We start from the raw sequence: 16834 nt of genomic DNA on the forward strand, positions 1-16834 counted from the left end.
ATCCGGCCATGTCGCCGACAGCCCGACCGCGCCGCCACGAGGTCGCCGTCCTGGCCCTGCCCGAGACCATGGCCTACGAGGTGGGCCTCCCCCACCAGTTCCTGGGCAGCGCGGCCGACGCCGACGGCAACCGGCTCTACCGCGTGCGCGTGGCCAGTCTCGACGGCGGCCCGGTGCGGACATCGGCCGGCTACTCGCTGCTCCCCGAGCACGACGCCTCGATCCTCGCGGCGGCGGACACCGTCGTCGTCCCGGGCATCTACGGCACGTCGGCGATGACCGACGGCACGGTGCCCGACGAACTGGCCGACCTCCTGCGCGCGACGGCGGAGCGGTCGCGGCTGGTCTCCATCTGCACCGGCGCGTTCGTCCTGGCGGCCGCCGGACTGCTCGACGGCCGCCCGGCCACCACCCACTGGGTGCATGCGGCCGCCTTCGCGCGGCTCTACCCGGACGTCTCCCTCGACCCCGACGTGCTCTTCGTGGACGACGGCGACATCCTCACCTCGGCCGGCAACGCCGCGGGCATCGACGTCCTGCTGCACGTCATCCGCCGCGACCACGGCACCGAGGTGGCCAGCCGGGTGGCCCGGCGCAGCGTCGTCGCCCCGTGGCGCGACGGCGGGCAGTCGCAGTTCATCGAGCGGCCGGTTCCCGAGCCGGGCGATTCCGGGACGGCGGCCACCCGCGCCTGGGCGCTGCAGCACCTGGACGCACCGCTCACGCTGGGCGACCTCGCCCACCACGCGCGGATGAGCGTGCGAACCTTCACCCGGCGCTTCCGAGACGAGACGGGGCTGTCGGCCAGCCGATGGCTCGTGCAGCAGCGCGTCGCCCTCGCCCGCCGGCTGCTGGAGTCGACCGACGTCCCGGTGGAGCGGGTCGCCGAGCAGGCGGGGTTCGGCACCACGGCGTCCCTGCGCCAGCACCTGCACGCCGCGATCGGCGTCGCGCCGCTCGCCTACCGCCGCACCTACCGGGGACCGGTTCCTCACCCGATGTGACCGGCGACTCCCCCCGGGTGGGACCACGCGGGGGTGATCTCTGGTTGAGTACTACGTACCGGCGCCGCCCTCGCTCACCCTGAGCGGCAGGAATCGACGTCGGGCTGAGGCTGCGCCACCTTGGTGCGCCCGGCTGACCGACGTCTCGCCGACGATGCGAGCCCGCCCTGCCCCTGTGCAGACGTGCCGGCGCTCGCGCTCGCCGAGGTGCCGTGCGGCCACTCGAGCGTCGAAGGACTCCATTGACCTCCATCAGCAACTCCCCTGCCTCCTCCGAGAGCGGCACCCGCCGCCGTCGGGGTGGACGCGGCCGCGGCTCCCGCCCGGCCGGCGACCAGCAGGGCCAGAACCAGCAGGGCCAGGACCAGCGGGGCCGGAGCCAGAACCGCCCCGCGCCGGCCGCCGTCCCGGCGCCGGTCGTGGTCCCCGTCGGCGCGGACGCCACCGTCCTGCCCACCGACACCACCTTCGAGGCCCTCGGCGTCCCCGCGCCCCTGGTCGAGGTCCTCACCACCAGCGGCATCACCGCGCCGTTCCCGATCCAGGTCGCGACGCTGCCCGACAGCCTCGCCGGCCGGGACGTGCTCGGCCGCGGCCGCACCGGCTCGGGCAAGACCCTGGCCTTCAGCATCCCGTTGGTGGCCCGGCTGGCCGCCTCGGACAGCAAGCGGCAGGCCAAGCGGCCTCGTTCGCTGATCCTGGTGCCGACCCGCGAGCTGGCCAACCAGGTCGCCGCCGTCGTCGACCCCATGGCGCGAGCCCTCGGGATGAAGACCACGACGATCTTCGGCGGCGTCGGCCAGAACCCGCAGGTGCAGGCGCTCGCCGGTGGCATCGACGTGCTCATCGCGTGCCCGGGCCGGCTCGAGGACCTCATCGGCCAGGGTCACTGCGACCTCGGCGCCGTCGAGATCACCATCCTCGACGAGGCCGACCACATGGCCGACCTGGGCTTCCTGCCCGGCGTCAAGCGCCTCATGGACCGCACCCCGAAGGTCGGCCAGCGGCTGCTCTTCTCGGCCACGCTGGACAACGGCGTCGACGTGCTGGTCAAGCGCTACCTGAGCAACCCCATCACGCACTCGGTCGACCCGGCCGTCGCCCCGGTCAGCACCATGACCCACCACGTGCTGCAGGTGCAGAACGCCGACAAGGCCGAGGTCGTGCGCCAGCTCGCCTCCGGCGAGGGCCGCAGCGTGCTGTTCACCCGCACCAAGCACCAGGCGAAGAAGCTGGCCAAGCAGCTCACCGCCCAGGGCATCCCGGCGGTGGACCTGCACGGCAACCTCAGCCAGAACGCCCGCGAGCGCAACCTCGAGGCGTTCAGCAACGGCGAGACCCGGGTGCTCTGCGCGACCGACATCGCCGCCCGTGGCATCCACGTCGACGACGTCGCCCTGGTCGTGCACGTGGACCCGCCGGCCGAGCACAAGGCGTACCTGCACCGCTCGGGCCGTACCGCCCGCGCCGGTGCCGAGGGCGCCGTCGTCACCGTCTCCACCCCCGACCAGGCCGGCGAGGTGCGCACCCTGGCCCGCCAGGCCGGCATCACGCCCAAGGTCAGCGTCATCCGGCCCGGGGCTCCGGAGATCGAGGCACTGACCGGTCCGGCGGCTCCCTACGTCGAGCCGGCACCCGTCGTCGAGCAGCCGCAGGGCAACGGCGGCGGCCGCCGTCGCAGCGGCGGTGGCGGCTCCGGTCGCGCGTCGTCGGGTGGCGGCTCCCCCAAGGCCGGGGCGCCCAAGGCAGCGTCCTCGGCTGGCTCGCGCAGCGGATCGGCCCGCGCGTCGGGTCCGGCGCGCACCCGCGCCGAGCTGGCCGCGCGCGCCGGCTCGTCGTCGGCCGCCTCGTTCAGCGCCCGCTCCCGCCGCGGCGGTCGCTGACATCAGCGCCGACCGTCGGCCTGTCGTCGTCCCAGCCGGATCGGGGCGACGACGGGCCGACGGTCACCCGTCCGACGGCAGGGCGTTCGACTCGCCGTAGCCGTCGCCGTGCCGGTGGACGACCTTCCACTCACCGCCCTCGCGCCGGAAGAGGGTGGTCACGCGCAACGCGTACTTCCGCGCCGGGGCCCCGCGCCGCGACGCGACCGAGTGCTCGATGGCGACGACGTACCCGAGATCCCCGCTCGATCCGGCGGACAGGACCTCGTACTCGCAGGAGCCGCTGCCGGTGAAGGTGCCCGCCAGCCAGCGGAAGGCCGGCTCCAACTGGCCCCATCCGCGCCGGGTCATCTCGGCGCCGAAGAGGGTCACCGGCTCGACGTGCGACCACAGCGCCATCCGCGCCGTGGGGTCCCCGTCGTGGACGCCCACGACCTCGTCGACCATCAGGTGCAGGACCTCTGCCAGGAACTCGTCGGCATCCACGGCGTCCCCCATCGGTGCGGGTGGGGGGCAGTGTTCCGCAGATGCCTCGTCGAGTGTCGACTCGTCGTCATGTCAGCCGGTTGACCTGACGACGAGTCGACACCCATGACGCACCGGGAGCGGGTGCGCGACGGAAGCCCGCCCGCCCCGGTGCAGCTCAGTTGCCGCTGGAGAAGGCGGCGTCGAACGCGGCGGCCGGCGGGTCGAACGCCAGCCGGCGCACGAACTCCAGCGCCTCGGGCGCACCGACGAGCCGGTCCATGCCGGCGTCCTCCCACTCCACCGAGATCGGCCCGTCGTAGCCGATGGTGTTGAGCATCCGGAAGCACGCCTCCCACGGGACGTCGCCGTGGCCCGTGGACACGAAGTCCCAGCCGCGCCGCGGGTCGGCCCAGGGCAGGTGCGAGCCCATCCGGCCGTTGCGGCCGTTGCCCACCTGCTTCTTCGCGTCCTTGCAGTCGACGTGGTAGATCCGGTCCTTGAAGTCCCAGATGAACGAGACCGGGTCGAGGTCCTGCCACACGAAGTGGCTGGGGTCCCAGTTCAGCCCGAACGCCTCGCGGTGCCCGATCGCCTCCATCGTGCGGACCGTCGTCCAGTAGTCGTACGCGATCTCCGACGGGTGCACCTCGTGGGCGAACCGGACGCCGACCTCGTCGAAGACGTCGAGGATCGGGTTCCAGCGGTCGGCGAAGTCGCGGTAGCCGTCCTCGATCATCGACTCGGGCACCGGCGGGAACATCGCCACGGTCTTCCAGATCTTCGACCCGGTGAACCCGACGACCGTCTTCACGCCCAGCTTCGCCGCCGCCCGCGCGGTCAGCTTCATCTCCTCGGCCGCGCGCCGGCGCACGCCCTCGGGGTCGCCGTCGCCCCACACGCGCGGGTGCACCATGCCGCGGTGCCGCTCGTCGATCGGGTCGTCGCAGACGGCCTGACCGTTGAGGTGGTTGGAGATCGCGAAGACCTGCAGGTCGTGCCGCTTCAGGATCTCGAGGCGCTCCTGCACGTAGGAGTCGTCGTTCGCGGCGCGCTCGACGTCGAGGTGGTCGCCCCAGCAGGCGATCTCCAGACCGTCGTAGCCCCACCCGGAGGCCAGCCGGCACATCTCCTCGAACGGCAGGTCGGCCCACTGACCGGTGAACAGGGTGACGGGACGGGGCATCAGGAGACGTCCTTTCGTTCGGTTGTTCCTGCGGCCTCGTCCAGGGCACCGTCGCGAGCGTGCGAGTGGCGGGGAGGACGAGGTCCTTCATCTCGCGGCGCAGGGATCTCGGTCCAGGTGGAGCGGTCGGCGGCGCTCCGTTCGACGGCGTCGAGCACGCGCTGCACCTGCAGACCGTCGGCGAACGACGGCGCCGGGTCGGTGTTCTCGGCGATCGCGGTGACCAGGTCGACGACCTGGTGGGTGAACCCGTGCTCGTACCCCAGCCCGTGACCGGCCGGCCACCAGGCGGCGACGTAGGGGTGCTCGGGCTCGGTGACGACGATCCGGCGGAAACCCGCGGTCCCGGCCGGCTCGCTGCCGTCGAAGAAGTGCAGGACGTTCATGTCCTCGAAGTCGAAGGCCAGGCTGCCCGCGGACCCGTTGATCTCGATCCGGATGGCGTTCTTGCGACCCAGCGCGAACCGGGTCGCCTCGAAGACGCCGATCGCCCCGCCGGCGAACCGGCCGAGGAAGACGGCGGCGTCGTCGACGGTCACGGTGCCGGTCTCCGCGCCGCCCACCCCGCCGAGCTTGCCCGTCTCGGTGGGCAGCGGCCGCTCCTTCACGAACGTCTCGAGCATCGCGCTGACGCCGGCCAGCGCCTGGCCGGTGATGTACTGCGTCAGGTCGACGATGTGTGCGCCGATGTCGCCGAGCGCACCCGAGCCGGCCTTGTCCTTCTCCAGCCGCCAGGACATCGGTGCGGCGGGGTCGGCGATCCAGTCCTGGAGGTACTGCGCCCGCACGTGCCGGATCTCCCCCAGCCGACCGTCGGCGACGAGCTGACGGGCCAGGCCGATGGCGGGCACCCGGCGGTAGGTGAAGCCCACCATCGAGCGGACCCCGCGGGTCGCGGCCTTCGCGGCGGCGTCGGCCATCGCCTCGGCCTCGGCGACGGAGTTGGCCAGCGGCTTCTCGCAGAGCACGTGCTTGCCGGCCTCGAGGGCGGCGATGGCGATCTCGGCGTGGGTGTCGCCGGGCGTGCAGACGTCGACGAGGTCGACGTCGTCGCGCTCGAGCACCCGGCGCCAGTCGGTCTCCGTGCTCTGCCAGCCCAGCCGGGCGGCGGCGTCGGTGACGGCGGCCTGGTTGCGGCCGGCGAGGACGGTCAGCTCCGGGCGCAACGGGAGGTCGAAGAAGTGGGGGGCGGTGCGCCAGGCCTGCGAGTGGGCGGCGCCCATGAAGGCGTAGCCGATCAGGCCGACACCGAGGGTCTTGCCGGGCGTGCGGGTCATGGTGGCTCCCGGGTGGAGCGGAGCCGCCAGGCGGGTGGGTCCACCCACCCGGCGGCTCCGGATCAGTCGGTCAGGACTCGAACGCGGCGTCGATGAAGTCGTCGACGTTCTCCGAGGTGACCACCGGGGCGTTGAGCACGATCGTGCGCGGCACGCCCTGCGAGTTCAGGTCGGAGAAGCTCTTGTCCTGCGCCACCAGACGGGCCAGCCGGACACCGTCGGCCGCCTGGGTGTGCGGGTAGATGACGGTCGCCTGGAGGACCGAGTCGCCCTCCTGGATCGCCCGCATCGCGTTCGCCGAGCCGGCGCCGCCGACCATGAAGAACTCGTCGCGGCCGGCGTTCTCGATGGCGGCCAGGACACCCACGCCCTGGTCGTCGTCGTGGTTCCAGATGGCGTCGATCTGCGGAGCGGCCTGGAGCAGGTTGGCCGCCGCCTCCTCGCCACCCTCGACCGTGAAGTCCGCGGCGACCCGGTTGCTGACCTCGAGGCCGCAGTCGGCCAGCGCGTCGGCGAAGCCCTGGCTGCGGTCCTGGGTCAGCGGCAGGGAGTCGATGCCGGCGATCTCGGCGACGACCGCGCCGGTCTGGCCATCCAGCTGCTCGCAGACGTAGGTGCCGGCCGAGACGCCCATCCCGTAGTTGTCGCCCAGGACGGTGGCGCGGGCGGCGAACGGGCTGTCGAACTCGCGGTCGACGTTGATGACCGGGATGCCGGCCTCCATCGCCTGCAGCGCCACCGGGGTCATCGCGGCGCCGTCGAACGGCAGCAGGACGATCGCGTCCACGCCGTCGTTGATGAACGTCTCCACCTGGCTGATCTGGGTGCTGACGTCGTTGGTGCCCTCGGCGACGACGAGCTCGACGTCGCCGTACTCCTCGGCGGCCGCCCGCGCGGCCTCGGTGATGCCGGCCATCCAGCCGTGGTCGGCCGCCGGTGCGGAGAAGCCGATGCGGACGGTCTCGCCCTCTTCGTCGTTGTCGCTGGCGGCGTTGTTGCCGCCGCCGCCGCCACCCGACTCGGACTCCGGCGTGTTCCCCGTGCAGCCGGCGAGAAGGACGCCGGCGCCGATGAACGCGACCGCGGTGGACGTGACGCGGCGGTACCCGCGCTGCCTCGTTGCAGACAATGTTCTCTCCTCGCTCTCGCCACGCTGGCGCCGTCGCCAGGTGGTCGTACTGCTTGTCGGTGGTGCGACCGGGAGGCCGGGCGGCCCCGCCGGGTGGTGCTGACCCGGGGTACGGGTCAGGTCGTGGGCTCGCCGGCGCCGCCCTGGCGGGCGCCGGCGGGAGATCCGGGCATGCTGCCCGCGCCGCTGGTCACGCCACCCGGACCGCCGCCCGACCCGGCGGCCGGCGACGACGTGACCCTGCGGCCGCGCCCCCCGCCGCTGGCCAGCCGCATCTGCAGCAGGACGGCGAGCACGATGATCAGACCCTGGGCGACGGCCTGGGCCGAGCTCGTCAGGTTGTTCAGCGTGAACACGTTGCCGAGCGTGGTGAGCAGCAGCACGCCGAGCACCGTGCCGACGATGGTGCCGCGGCCACCGATCAGCAGGGTGCCGCCGATGACCACCGCGGCGATCGCGAGGAGCTCGTAGAGCGTCCCGTGCGTCGAGCTGCCGGTCGTCGTCCGCGCCATCATCATCACCCCGGCGATGCCGCAGCAGACGCCGGAGAGCACGTAGAGCAGCACGGTGTGCCGCTGCACGCGGATGCCGGCCAGCCGGGCGGCCTCGGCGTTGCCGCCGACGGCGAAGGTGCGCCGGCCGAACGTCGTCCGGTTGAGCAGGACCCAGCCGGCCAGGGACACCAGGCCCCACATGATGACCAGGGTCGGGACGCCCAGGACGTCGCCGGAGAAGAAGTCGAGGAAGTCCCGGTCCTGCACGATCTGGGTGCGCCGGTTGGCGATGATCTCGGCCAGGCCGCGGGCGGAGACGAGCATGGCCAGGGTGGCGATGAAGGCGACGAGCTTGCCGTAGGCGATGACGACGCCGTTGACGAGCCCGGCTCCTGCGCCGACCAGGATCGCGGTGATCACCATGATGATCCAGTGGGTGTCCTCGGCCAGCGCCTGCGTGGCCAGCGTGGTCGCCCAGATCGAGGAGAGCGCGACGAGCGCGCCGACGGACAGGTCGATGCCGCCGCCGATGATCACGAACGTCATCCCGACGCTCACCACGCCGATGACCGAGGCGAGCCGCAGGATGGTCAGCACGTTGTTGATGTCGGCGAAGCGGTCGCCCGCGGTGACGACGCCGACCAGGCAGAGGAGCCCCAGGGCGATGACCAGGCCGAGGTTGCGGCCGACCGGGCCGGACATGAAGCTGCCCGTCCCGCTGCCCGCTCGATCCGGGCCGGCCACGGTGGTGGCGCCCTCCGTCGCGGTCGCGTTCGTGCTCATGCCACGTCCCCTTCGTGCTGCCTGGTCATCGATTCGGAGGCACTCGGTGCACCCGCGTGGGGGGTGCCCTGCATGATCAGGTCGAGCACCCGGTGCTCGTCGAGGTCGTCGGCCGGGGCCTCGGCGACGACGCGCCCGTCGGCGATCACCAGGACACGGTCGGCCAGCCCGAGCACCTCCGGGATCTCGCTGGAGACCATGACGACGGCCACCCCGCGGTCGGCCAGCGTGCGGACCAGCGCGTAGATCTCCGAGCGGGCTCCGACGTCGACGCCGCGCGTGGGCTCGTCCAGCAGCAGGACCCGGCAGTCGCGGAGCAGCCAGCGGGCCAGCACGACCTTCTGCTGGTTGCCGCCCGACAGCGTCCGCACGATGCGGGTGACGTCGGCGGGGCGGACGTCCAGCGACTCGGTCTGGGCGCGGGCGGCCGCCCTCTCGGCGCCCCCGGACAGGAAGCCGGCGCGGGCGAAACGGCTCAGGCTCGAGACGGTGATGTTGCGGTAGACCGAGTCGTCGAGCAGCAGCGCCTGGCTCTTGCGCTCCTCGGGCGCGAGGCCGATGCCGGCGGCCACCGCGGACCCGACGTCCCCGGCCCGCAGCCGCTTGCCGCCGAGGCGGACCGTGCCTGCGGTCGGACGGCGGGCGCCGTAGATGCTCTCGAGGATCTCCGAGCGGCCGGAGCCGACGAGGCCGGCCAGGCCGACGATCTCGCCGGCACGGACCGAGAGGTCCACGCCGTCGAAGTGCCCGGCCAGGCCCAGACCCTCGACCTCCAGCAGCGGGGCCTCGGTGGTCGACGGCGCGGCTACCCGGCGCTCCGGGAAGACGTACTCGATGGTCCGGCCGGTCATCAGCGTGATGACCTCGCGGGTGGGGGTGTCCCGGGCCGGGAGCCCGGTCGCGACGGTGCGCCCGTCCTTGAGGACGGTGATCCGGTCACCGACCTGACGGATCTCCTCGAGCCGGTGGGAGATGTAGACGACGGCGACGTCGTTGGCGCTGAGGTCGCGGATGACGCCGAAGAGTCGCTCGACCTCCTCGTTGTCCAGCACGGCCGACGGCTCGTCCATGATGATCAGCTGCGCGTCCTGCGACAGCGCCCGCGCCATGCTGACCATCTGCTGCTGGGCTGCCGAGAGCGCGCTGACCTCGACGGTCGGCCGGATCTCGGGGTGCCCGAGCCGGGTGAGCAGCTGCGCGGCGGTCCTGTTCGCCGCGGCCGGCCGGGTGATGCCGAACCGCGCGGTCTCGCGGCCGAGGAAGATGTTGTCGGCGACGGTCAGGCCGGGCACGAGGTCCAGCTCCTGGTAGATCGTCGCGATGCCCAGGCTCATGGCGGCCTGCGGGTCGGACAGCGACACCTGCTCGCCGCGCCACGTGATCGTGCCCTCGTCGGGCTGGTGGGCCCCGGCCAGCACCTTGATCAGGGTCGACTTGCCTGCTCCGTTCTGGCCGAGCAGGCAGTGCACCTCGCCGGCGCGGACGTCGAGGTCCACGCCACCGAGCGCCCGCACGCCCGGGAACGTCTTGACGATCCCGTGCATCTCCAGCAGCGGCGTCCCCGCCGCGCTACGGCCTGTCGGCTCGTCGTTCACGTCACCACCCGGACTTTTGCTCACCATTGATCATTAGTCGGTTGAGGCGAGAACATATGTCCGGCGTCACACCGGGGTCAAGACAGCCGGGCAGGGTTACCGAAACGCAACCGAACGGGGGAAGCGCAAGCGCCGACGGCTTCGCACCCTCAGCGGGCGAGCTCCTCCACGGAGTCCTCGTCGAGGAACTCGTCGATCGCCATGAGGGCCGCACCGATCCGACCGGACAGGTCGGGCGCGTCGCTCACCGTGATCTCCAGGGCCCGCGCGGCCAGTGGCATCGACCGCCGGTAGACCGCCTCCCGGATGCCGGCGAGGAGCGGAGCGCCGGCCTGGGCCACGCCACCGGTCATGACGATCCGGTGCGGGTTGAAGAAGTTGACCAGTGCGGCGAGCACCGTGCCGATCGTCCGGCCGGCGTTGCGGACCAGTTCGAGCGCCACTCCGTCACCGCGGGCGGCCAGCTCGACGACGTCCCGCGTGCTGGCGACCGGCAGCCCCGCTGCCCTCGCGTCGCGCAGCAGCGCGCTCCCCCCGGCGATCGCCTCGAGGCAGTTCTCGTTGCCGCACCGGCACAGCACCGTGCCCCCGTCGGCCGGCTGCACGTAGATGTGGCCGATGTCCCCGGCGCTCCCCTGCGCCCCCCGGTACACGCGACCGTCGACGATGACGCCGCAGCCGATACCGGTGCCCACCTTGACCACGAGCAGGTCCTGCACCGAGCCCTGCACACCGATCTCGCCCAGCGCCATCACGTTCACGTCGTTGTCGACGTAGACCGGGCACCCGTACCGGCCGAACGCGCTCGGGATCGGGTGGTCGTGCCAGCCGGGCATGATCGGCGGGTTCGAGGGACGGCCGGTCGAGAACTCCACCGGACCGGGCACGCCCACGCCCACGGCGCACACGTCGTCGGGCGTGAGCCCCGCCTCGGCCAGCACCTTCTGCGCCAGCCGGTCGACCTCGCCGAGGACCACGGCCGGACCGTCGGCGATGTCGATCGGGTGACCCACCGTGGCGAGGATCCGGGCGGCCAGGTCGGTGACCGCGACGTTGACGCTGGTGGCACCCAGGTCGACGGCGAGCACGCACCCGGCGCGGCTGTTGAAGCGCAGGATCGTGGGGGGCCGCCCACCGGTGCTCCACCCGCGCCCGCCCTCCTCCAGGAGGTTGGCCGCGATCAGCTGGTCGACCCGCGCGCTGACCGTGTTGCGCGAGGCGCCGGTGAGCGCGACCAGCTCGGCGCGACTGCGCGCACGACCGGTGCGCACGTGCCGCAGCAGTGCGCCGGCCGAGGCAGAGGTGTGCGCCACGGCGCCATAGTGGCACGCGGGGCGGCCCCCTCCGGACGATCCTGAGCACTACTCACCTGTGCGGGGTCGCCGGACCGGTGACGGTTGGCCGGCAGGTCGATGGGCAACCCCCGGAGCGACCGACCAGCCGGTCCCCCATCCCCGATGACGAACGAGGTACCGCCATGGGCCTGCCCATCACCCTGTCCGAGATCGCTCCGCGGATTTCCGCCGGCGCCTTCATCCTCAACAGCGGCCTCGGCAAGCGGGGAGCCGACGCCGAGGCGGCGGCCGGTCTGCACGGCTTCGCGGCCGGCACCTACCCCTTCCTCAAGTCGGTCCCGCCGGAGCAGTTCGCCAAGGGCCTGGCGACGTCGGAGATCGCCCTGGGCGCCCTCCTGCTCACCCCGTTCGTCCCGACGTTCGTCGCCGGTGCCGCCCTGACCGGCTTCTCGGGCGGGCTCCTCGGGCTCTACCTGAAGACGCCGGGCATGCGGAAGCCGGGCAGCCTGGCCCCCACCGAGCAGGGCCTGTCCATCGCCAAGGACAGCTGGCTGCTCGGCATCGGCATCGGCCTGATGACGCGCGGCCTCATCGAGCGCAAGCCCCGGGTCACCGTGAAGAAGGCCAACAAGCTGGCGAAGAAGCAGGCCAAGCAGGCCGCCCGGGAGGTCCGCCGCTCGATGCGGTGAGCGCCGTCGTCCCACCCCGCGCTCCGGACGAGCGGGAACGGCGCCGGCCGGGGTGGGACGGCGACCCGCCGTCCCACCCCGGCCGCGAACTCAGCGGACGCCGAGCAGGTGCTCCATCGCGAGCTGGTCGAGCCGCTCGAACTGCAGCCCGCGCTCCCCCAGCGCCTCCGGGTCGAACTTCTCCGCGCGCAGGTCCTCCAGCGACTCGCCCTCGCCCAGCGTGGGGGTGGCGAGCTCGCCGACGCGTGCGGCCTCGAGCGCCTCGGCCACCTCCGGGTCGGCCCGGAAGGCCTGCACCTTGTCCCGCAGGATCAGGTAGTTGCGCATGCAGCCACGCGCGGTCTCCCAGACGCCCTCGATGTCCTCGGTGCGCGGGGGCTTGTAGTCGAAGTGCACGTAGCCGTCGTAGGCCTTGCCGCTGCCGGCGCCCAGCATGGCGTCGACGGTCCAGAAGGCGCCGCGCAGGTTGCCCGCGCCGAAGCGGAGGTCCTGGTCGAAGCGCGGCCCGTGCTGGCCGTTGAGGTCGATGTGGAACAGCTTGTCGTGCCACAGCGCCTGCGAGATGCCCTGGGCGAAGTTCAGCCCCGCCATCTCCTCGTGGCCGATCTCCGGGTTGAGGCCGACGCGGTCGGGCTCCTCGAGCTCGTTGATGAAGGCGAGGGCGTGGCCGATCGTCGGCAGCAGGATGTCGCCGCGCGGCTCGTTCGGCTTGGGCTCCAGCGCGAACCGGATGTCGTAGCCCTTGTCGCGCACGTAGCCGCAGAGGACGTCCAGGCCCTCCTTGTAGCGGGCGAGGGCAGCCTGGACGTCCTTGGTGCCGCCGGACTCCGAGCCCTCGCGCCCGCCCCAGAGCACGTAGGTCTTGGCGCCCAGCTCGGCGGCCAGGTCGATGTTCCGCAGCACCTTGGCGATCGCGTAGCGGCGCACGGTGCGGTCGTTGGCGGTGAGGCCGCCGTCCTTGAACACGGGGGCGCTGAACAGGTTCGTCGTCGCCATCTCGACGGCCATGCCGGTCTCGGCCAGCGCCTTCGTGAACCGCTCGAGGGTGGCCTCGCGGGTGGCGTCGTCGGGCACCAGGTCGTCGTCGTGGAAGGTGACGGCGGCGGCGCCCAGCTCGGCGAGCCGGTGCACGGACTCGACCGGGTCCAGCGGCGGGCGGATCGCGCCACCGAAGACGTCGACGCCCTGCCAGCCCACGGTCCAGAGTCCGAAGCTGAACTTGTCGTCCTTGGTGGGGGTGTAGTCGGTCATGGGGAGTTCTCCGTCCGGGTCGATCGATGGTCGGTGCGGGAAGACGGGGTGGTTCAGGAGCGGGCGGCCGGGGCCGGGCTCAGCTCCTCGGCGCCGCTGACGGGCACGAGGGTGGGGTCGTCGAAGACGGCTTCCAGGGCGACGTGCGCGCCGCCACGGACGGCCGCGGTGAAGCCGAGCGTGGACAGGACGATGCGTGCCCCGGCGAGGTCGGGTCCGAACACGCGTTCGCGGAGCTCGGCGGCCATGGGCTCGGTGAAGAACCGTCCGAGGACGGCGAAGTAGCCGCCCAGGAGCACGACCTGCGGGTTGAAGACGTTGATGAGCACCGCCGCCCCGTTGCCCAGCGCGGTGCCCACCTGGTCGAGCGCGTCGAGGGTGCGGCGGTCGCCGGCGTCGGCCCGGGCGGCCAGCTCGGCCAGGCGGGTCTCCAGGTCACGGCCGTGGTCGTGCACCGGGTCGTCGGGGTCGGCGGCAGCGGTGAGCAGCGCGGTCAGTCCGACGACGGTCTCCCAGCAGCCGCGACGGCCGCATCCGCAGGTGCGCTCGGGGTCGCCGAGCGACGTGTGCCCGACCTCCCCGGAGAGCCCGCCGGCCCCGCGCAGCAGCCGGCCCTCCACGATCAGTCCGCCACCGACACCGACCTCACCGGTCAGGTAGACGAGGTCCGGCGTGCGGGCCTCGGGCCCCATGGCCCACTCGGCGATCGCCGACAGGTTCGCGTCGTTCTCCACCCGGATCGGACAGTCGAGGTCGACCCGCGCGCGAAGCCCGTCGAGGACCGGCACGTCGTGCCAGCCGATGTTGGGCGCGTAGGTGGCCACGCCGTCGCCGCTGCGCACGAGACCCGGGATCGCGACGGTGAGGCCGACCGGGGTGGCGCCGCGCCGGCTCGCCGCGTCGAGCCCCTGGGACACCAGCCGGGCCACCTCGTCGAGGGTGCGCTCCGGCCCCAGCTCGTCGACGTCGAGCGCCACGCGGTCCTCGAGGATCACCTCGCCGCGCAGGTCGATGACGAGGATCGCCAGGTAGTCGACGTTCAGCTCCACGCCGATGCCGCAGACGGTCCGGCCGTCGAGGTGGACGATCAGGCCCGGCCGGCCGACCGAGCCGGCGCGGTCGACGTCCCCTGCGGTGACCAGCCGACGGTCGGCCAGCTCGGCCACCAGGCTCGACACCGTCGCCTTGTTCAGGCCGGTGTCCTGTGCGATCCGTGCGCGGGACCGGGGGCCGGCGTCGCGCAGATGCCGGAGGACGAGTCCGAGGTTGCTGCGCCGGACGGTCGCCTGGTCGGCGGGCGCCTGCCGGCGGACGGTGGCCCCGTCGTACAGACGGCGTTCCTCGAACACAGCCGTGCCCACCCCCTCGATCGCCTCGTCGCGATCATTTGTCGGTTGCATCAACAAATTAGTGACGTCGGCACGGTGTGGTCAAGGTCGCACGCCCCTGTCATCCAACCGGGACCTCTGCGGGAAGGCCATCACCGGGTCGCGTCCCTCCGCCGACATCACCCACCCGTGGTTACAGTCCCGCTCGTGACGTCTCTCCCGGCGACCCTCCGATGACCCCGCGCCTCGTCGCCGGGGTCGACACCTCGACGCAGGCCTGCAAGATCGTGATCCGGGACGCCGACACCGGCGAGCTGGTGCGGTCCGGCCGCGCTCGGCACCCGCCGGGCACCGAGGTGGCACCGAGCGCGTGGGAGGCCGCCTTCACCGCCGCCGCCGAGGAGGCCGGTGGGCTGGCCGACGTGGCGGCGCTGTCCGTCGGCGGCCAGCAGCACGGCATGGTGTGCCTCGACGAGGACGGCGAAGTCGTCCGGGACGCGCTGCTCTGGAACGACGTGCGCTCCGCCGGAGCCGCCGCGGACCTGATCACCGAACTCGGGAACGGCGACGAGGTGGCCGGCCGCCAGGCGTGGGCGGACGCCGTCGGGCTGGTCCCGGTGGCCTCCTTCACCGGCACCAAGCTCCGCTGGCTGGCCGATGCCGAGCCGGGCAACGCCGACCGCACCGCCGCCGTCTGCCTCCCCCACGACTGGCTCACCTGGCGGCTGGCCGCCGACCGGCAACTGAGCACGCTGGCCACCGACCGCGGCGACGCCAGCGGCACGGCCTACTGGTCGGCCCGCACCGGTGAGTACCGCTTCGACCTGCTGGAGCTGGCGATGCGTGGCCGCCGGCCGGCCGTGCCGCGGGTCGCCGGACCGGCCGAGCAGGTCGGCATGCTCGCCGGCACCGGGCGGCTCGGCGACGGGGCACTGCTCGGACCCGGCACCGGCGACAACGCCGCCGCCGCACTGGGGCTGGCGGCCCGCCCGGGCGACGTGATCGTCTCGATCGGCACGTCCGGGGTGGTCTCCGCCGTCACCACCACCGCCGTCGCCGACGTCACCGGCACGGTCGCCGGGTTCGCCGACGCCACGGGCAACCACCTGCCCCTGGTCGCGACGCTCAATGCGGCACGCGTCCTGGACGCGGCCGCATCGATGCTCGGGGTCGACCACGCCACCCTGTCCGACCTCGCGCTCTCCGCGCCCTCGGGTGCGGACGGCCTGGTGCTGGTGCCCTACCTCGAGGGCGAGCGGACGCCGAACCTCCCGCTCGCGACCGGCGCGGTCCACGGCCTGACGCTGCGCACGGCGACGCCGGCCCACCTGGCACGGGCAGCGGTCGAAGGCCTGCTGTGCGGTCTCGCCGACGGGATCGAGGCCGTCGTCGCGCAGGGTGTCGCGGTCGACCGCGTGCTGTTGATCGGTGGCGCCGCCCGCTCCCCCGCCGTCCAGCAGCTGGCACCAGGCATCCTCGGCCGCCCCGTGCTCGTCCCGCCGCCGGGTGAGTACGTCGCCGACGGCGCCGCGCGGCAGGCCGCCTGGACTCTCTCCGGTGCAGGCTCGCCGCCCGACTGGGCGCAGCCGGGGCTGCAGGCGTTCGAGACGCCGCCCACCCCGGCCGTGCGGGAGCGCTACGCGGAGGTGCGCGGCCGCACCGACGGTCAGTAAGAGGACCCCCTTGCCCCCCACCGCTCGCACGCTCGCGGCGGGCCCCTGCAAGGGGGCCGTTCCAGCACGTTGCCGGGCCGTTCCCTCAGCTCAGCAGGCCGGCCACCTGGCCGGGGTGCGTCTGGGGGGTCATGTGCGCCGCCCCGGGGAGCTCGACCAGGCGGCCTCTCGGCGCCGAGGCGGCGAGGTGCGCGGCCCAGTCGCGGCGGCAGAGGCGGTCCCGGGTGCCGCGGACGACGGTGACGGGCACGTCGACGTCGCGCAGCCGCCGGTCGATGTCGTCGGCGGCCGCCACCCGCCAGAGCGCCACCATCGCCCGCGGCCCGGTGCTCCACCACTGGGCGAGGACCAGCGGCACCTGCCACCACGGCTCGCGCACCGCCGTCCGCAGCCAGGAGGCGACCAGCCCGCGCAGTGACCTCAGCCGTGGATCCGTCGTCGGTCCCAGCAGCACGAGCCCGACCACCCGGGCGTCCCGGGCCGCGGCGACCGCCACCACCTGGCAGCTCTGCGAGTGACCGACCAGCACGACCGGCCCCTCCCCCAGCGCCGCGAGCAAGCGGTCGGCGAGCTCCTCCAGGGGTGGCACGGCCTGCGGCAGGCCCATGCCCGGGAGCAGGACGACGTCGGCGGCGAGCAGCCGGCGGAGCCGCCGGGAGGAGCGCGCATCGAGGCCCAGACCGGGCACGAGGACGGCGCGAGCGGAACAGGGGGTCACCCGCGGTGGTTCTACCTGTCGGCAGCACCGCGCGCGAACCGGCGGCCGGGACGAGAGAGTGTGT

14 protein-coding genes are annotated in these 16834 nt (G+C 73.2%); 4 read left to right on the plus strand and 10 right to left on the minus strand.

Annotation, left to right across the window (positions count from 1 at the left end; all coding sequences use genetic code 11):
* The first annotated feature begins 8 nt into the window (after positions 1-8).
* Entirely contained in the window at positions 9-1004 is a 996-nt protein-coding gene (locus CRP30_RS20890) for a GlxA family transcriptional regulator (RefSeq protein WP_097185958.1), read from the plus strand.
* 242 nt (positions 1005-1246) lie between these two features.
* The gene (locus CRP30_RS20895; protein ID WP_235003598.1) at positions 1247-2887 is read left to right on the plus strand and encodes a DEAD/DEAH box helicase; all 1641 of its coding nucleotides are present in this window, start codon (positions 1247-1249) and stop codon (positions 2885-2887) included.
* Between the two features lie 63 nt (positions 2888-2950).
* Here CRP30_RS20895 and CRP30_RS20900 read toward each other — a convergent pair whose 3' ends face one another.
* The 7 genes from CRP30_RS20900 to CRP30_RS20930 form a co-directional block, all read right to left on the minus strand.
* Positions 2951-3373 (minus strand): YybH family protein, encoded by a 423-nt coding sequence (locus CRP30_RS20900; RefSeq protein ID WP_159961836.1) that lies wholly within the window; start codon positions 3371-3373, stop codon positions 2951-2953.
* A gap of 157 nt (positions 3374-3530) precedes the next feature.
* Positions 3531-4538 carry a sugar phosphate isomerase/epimerase family protein gene (locus CRP30_RS20905; protein ID WP_097185960.1) on the minus strand — a complete coding sequence of 336 codons (1008 nt, stop codon included), beginning with the start codon at positions 4536-4538 and terminating at the stop codon, positions 3531-3533.
* The gene (locus CRP30_RS20910) at positions 4538-5815 is read right to left on the minus strand and encodes a Gfo/Idh/MocA family protein (RefSeq protein ID WP_097185961.1); all 1278 of its coding nucleotides are present in this window, start codon (positions 5813-5815) and stop codon (positions 4538-4540) included. Before CRP30_RS20910 ends, CRP30_RS20905 begins: the two co-directional genes overlap by 1 nt.
* Positions 5816-5885: 70 nt before the next feature.
* Positions 5886-6944, minus strand: coding sequence for a substrate-binding domain-containing protein (locus CRP30_RS20915; protein WP_097185962.1), 1059 nt, complete (start codon positions 6942-6944; stop codon positions 5886-5888).
* Positions 6945-7060: 116 nt separating this feature from the next.
* A complete protein-coding gene (locus CRP30_RS20920) occupies positions 7061-8221 on the minus strand; it encodes an ABC transporter permease (RefSeq protein ID WP_097185963.1) in 1161 nt (386 codons plus the stop codon).
* Entirely contained in the window at positions 8218-9816 is a 1599-nt protein-coding gene (locus tag CRP30_RS20925; protein ID WP_235003599.1) for a sugar ABC transporter ATP-binding protein, read from the minus strand. The genes CRP30_RS20920 and CRP30_RS20925 overlap by 4 nt, the downstream gene beginning before the upstream one ends.
* Before the next feature lie 149 nt (positions 9817-9965).
* Positions 9966-11129, minus strand: a complete 1164-nt coding sequence (locus CRP30_RS20930) for an ROK family protein (protein WP_097185964.1) — start codon at positions 11127-11129, stop codon at positions 9966-9968.
* A gap of 164 nt (positions 11130-11293) precedes the next feature.
* Here CRP30_RS20930 and CRP30_RS20935 point away from each other — a divergent pair, with 164 nt between their 5' ends.
* Positions 11294-11800: a hypothetical protein gene (locus CRP30_RS20935; protein ID WP_097185965.1), complete on the plus strand. Its 507-nt coding sequence runs from the start codon at positions 11294-11296 to the stop codon at positions 11798-11800.
* Between the two features lie 90 nt (positions 11801-11890).
* Here CRP30_RS20935 and xylA read toward each other — a convergent pair whose 3' ends face one another.
* Together xylA and CRP30_RS20945 are read right to left on the minus strand one after the other, a co-directional pair.
* Positions 11891-13051 (minus strand): xylose isomerase, encoded by a 1161-nt coding sequence (gene xylA / locus CRP30_RS20940; protein ID WP_097185966.1) that lies wholly within the window; start codon positions 13049-13051, stop codon positions 11891-11893.
* A gap of 53 nt (positions 13052-13104) precedes the next feature.
* A complete protein-coding gene (locus tag CRP30_RS20945) occupies positions 13105-14451 on the minus strand; it encodes an ROK family transcriptional regulator (protein WP_097185967.1) in 1347 nt (448 codons plus the stop codon).
* 161 nt (positions 14452-14612) lie between these two features.
* Here CRP30_RS20945 and CRP30_RS20950 point away from each other — a divergent pair, with 161 nt between their 5' ends.
* Positions 14613-16052, plus strand: coding sequence for a xylulokinase (locus tag CRP30_RS20950; protein ID WP_097185968.1), 1440 nt, complete (start codon positions 14613-14615; stop codon positions 16050-16052).
* An 85-nt stretch (positions 16053-16137) separates the two neighbouring features.
* Here CRP30_RS20950 and CRP30_RS20955 read toward each other — a convergent pair whose 3' ends face one another.
* Entirely contained in the window at positions 16138-16770 is a 633-nt protein-coding gene (locus CRP30_RS20955) for an alpha/beta fold hydrolase (protein ID WP_159961838.1), read from the minus strand.
* Between the last annotated feature and the right edge of the window lie 64 nt (positions 16771-16834).

It is taken from the genome of Blastococcus haudaquaticus (assembly GCF_900230285.1).
Classification (GTDB): Bacteria; Actinomycetota; Actinomycetes; order Mycobacteriales; family Geodermatophilaceae; genus Blastococcus_B; species Blastococcus_B haudaquaticus.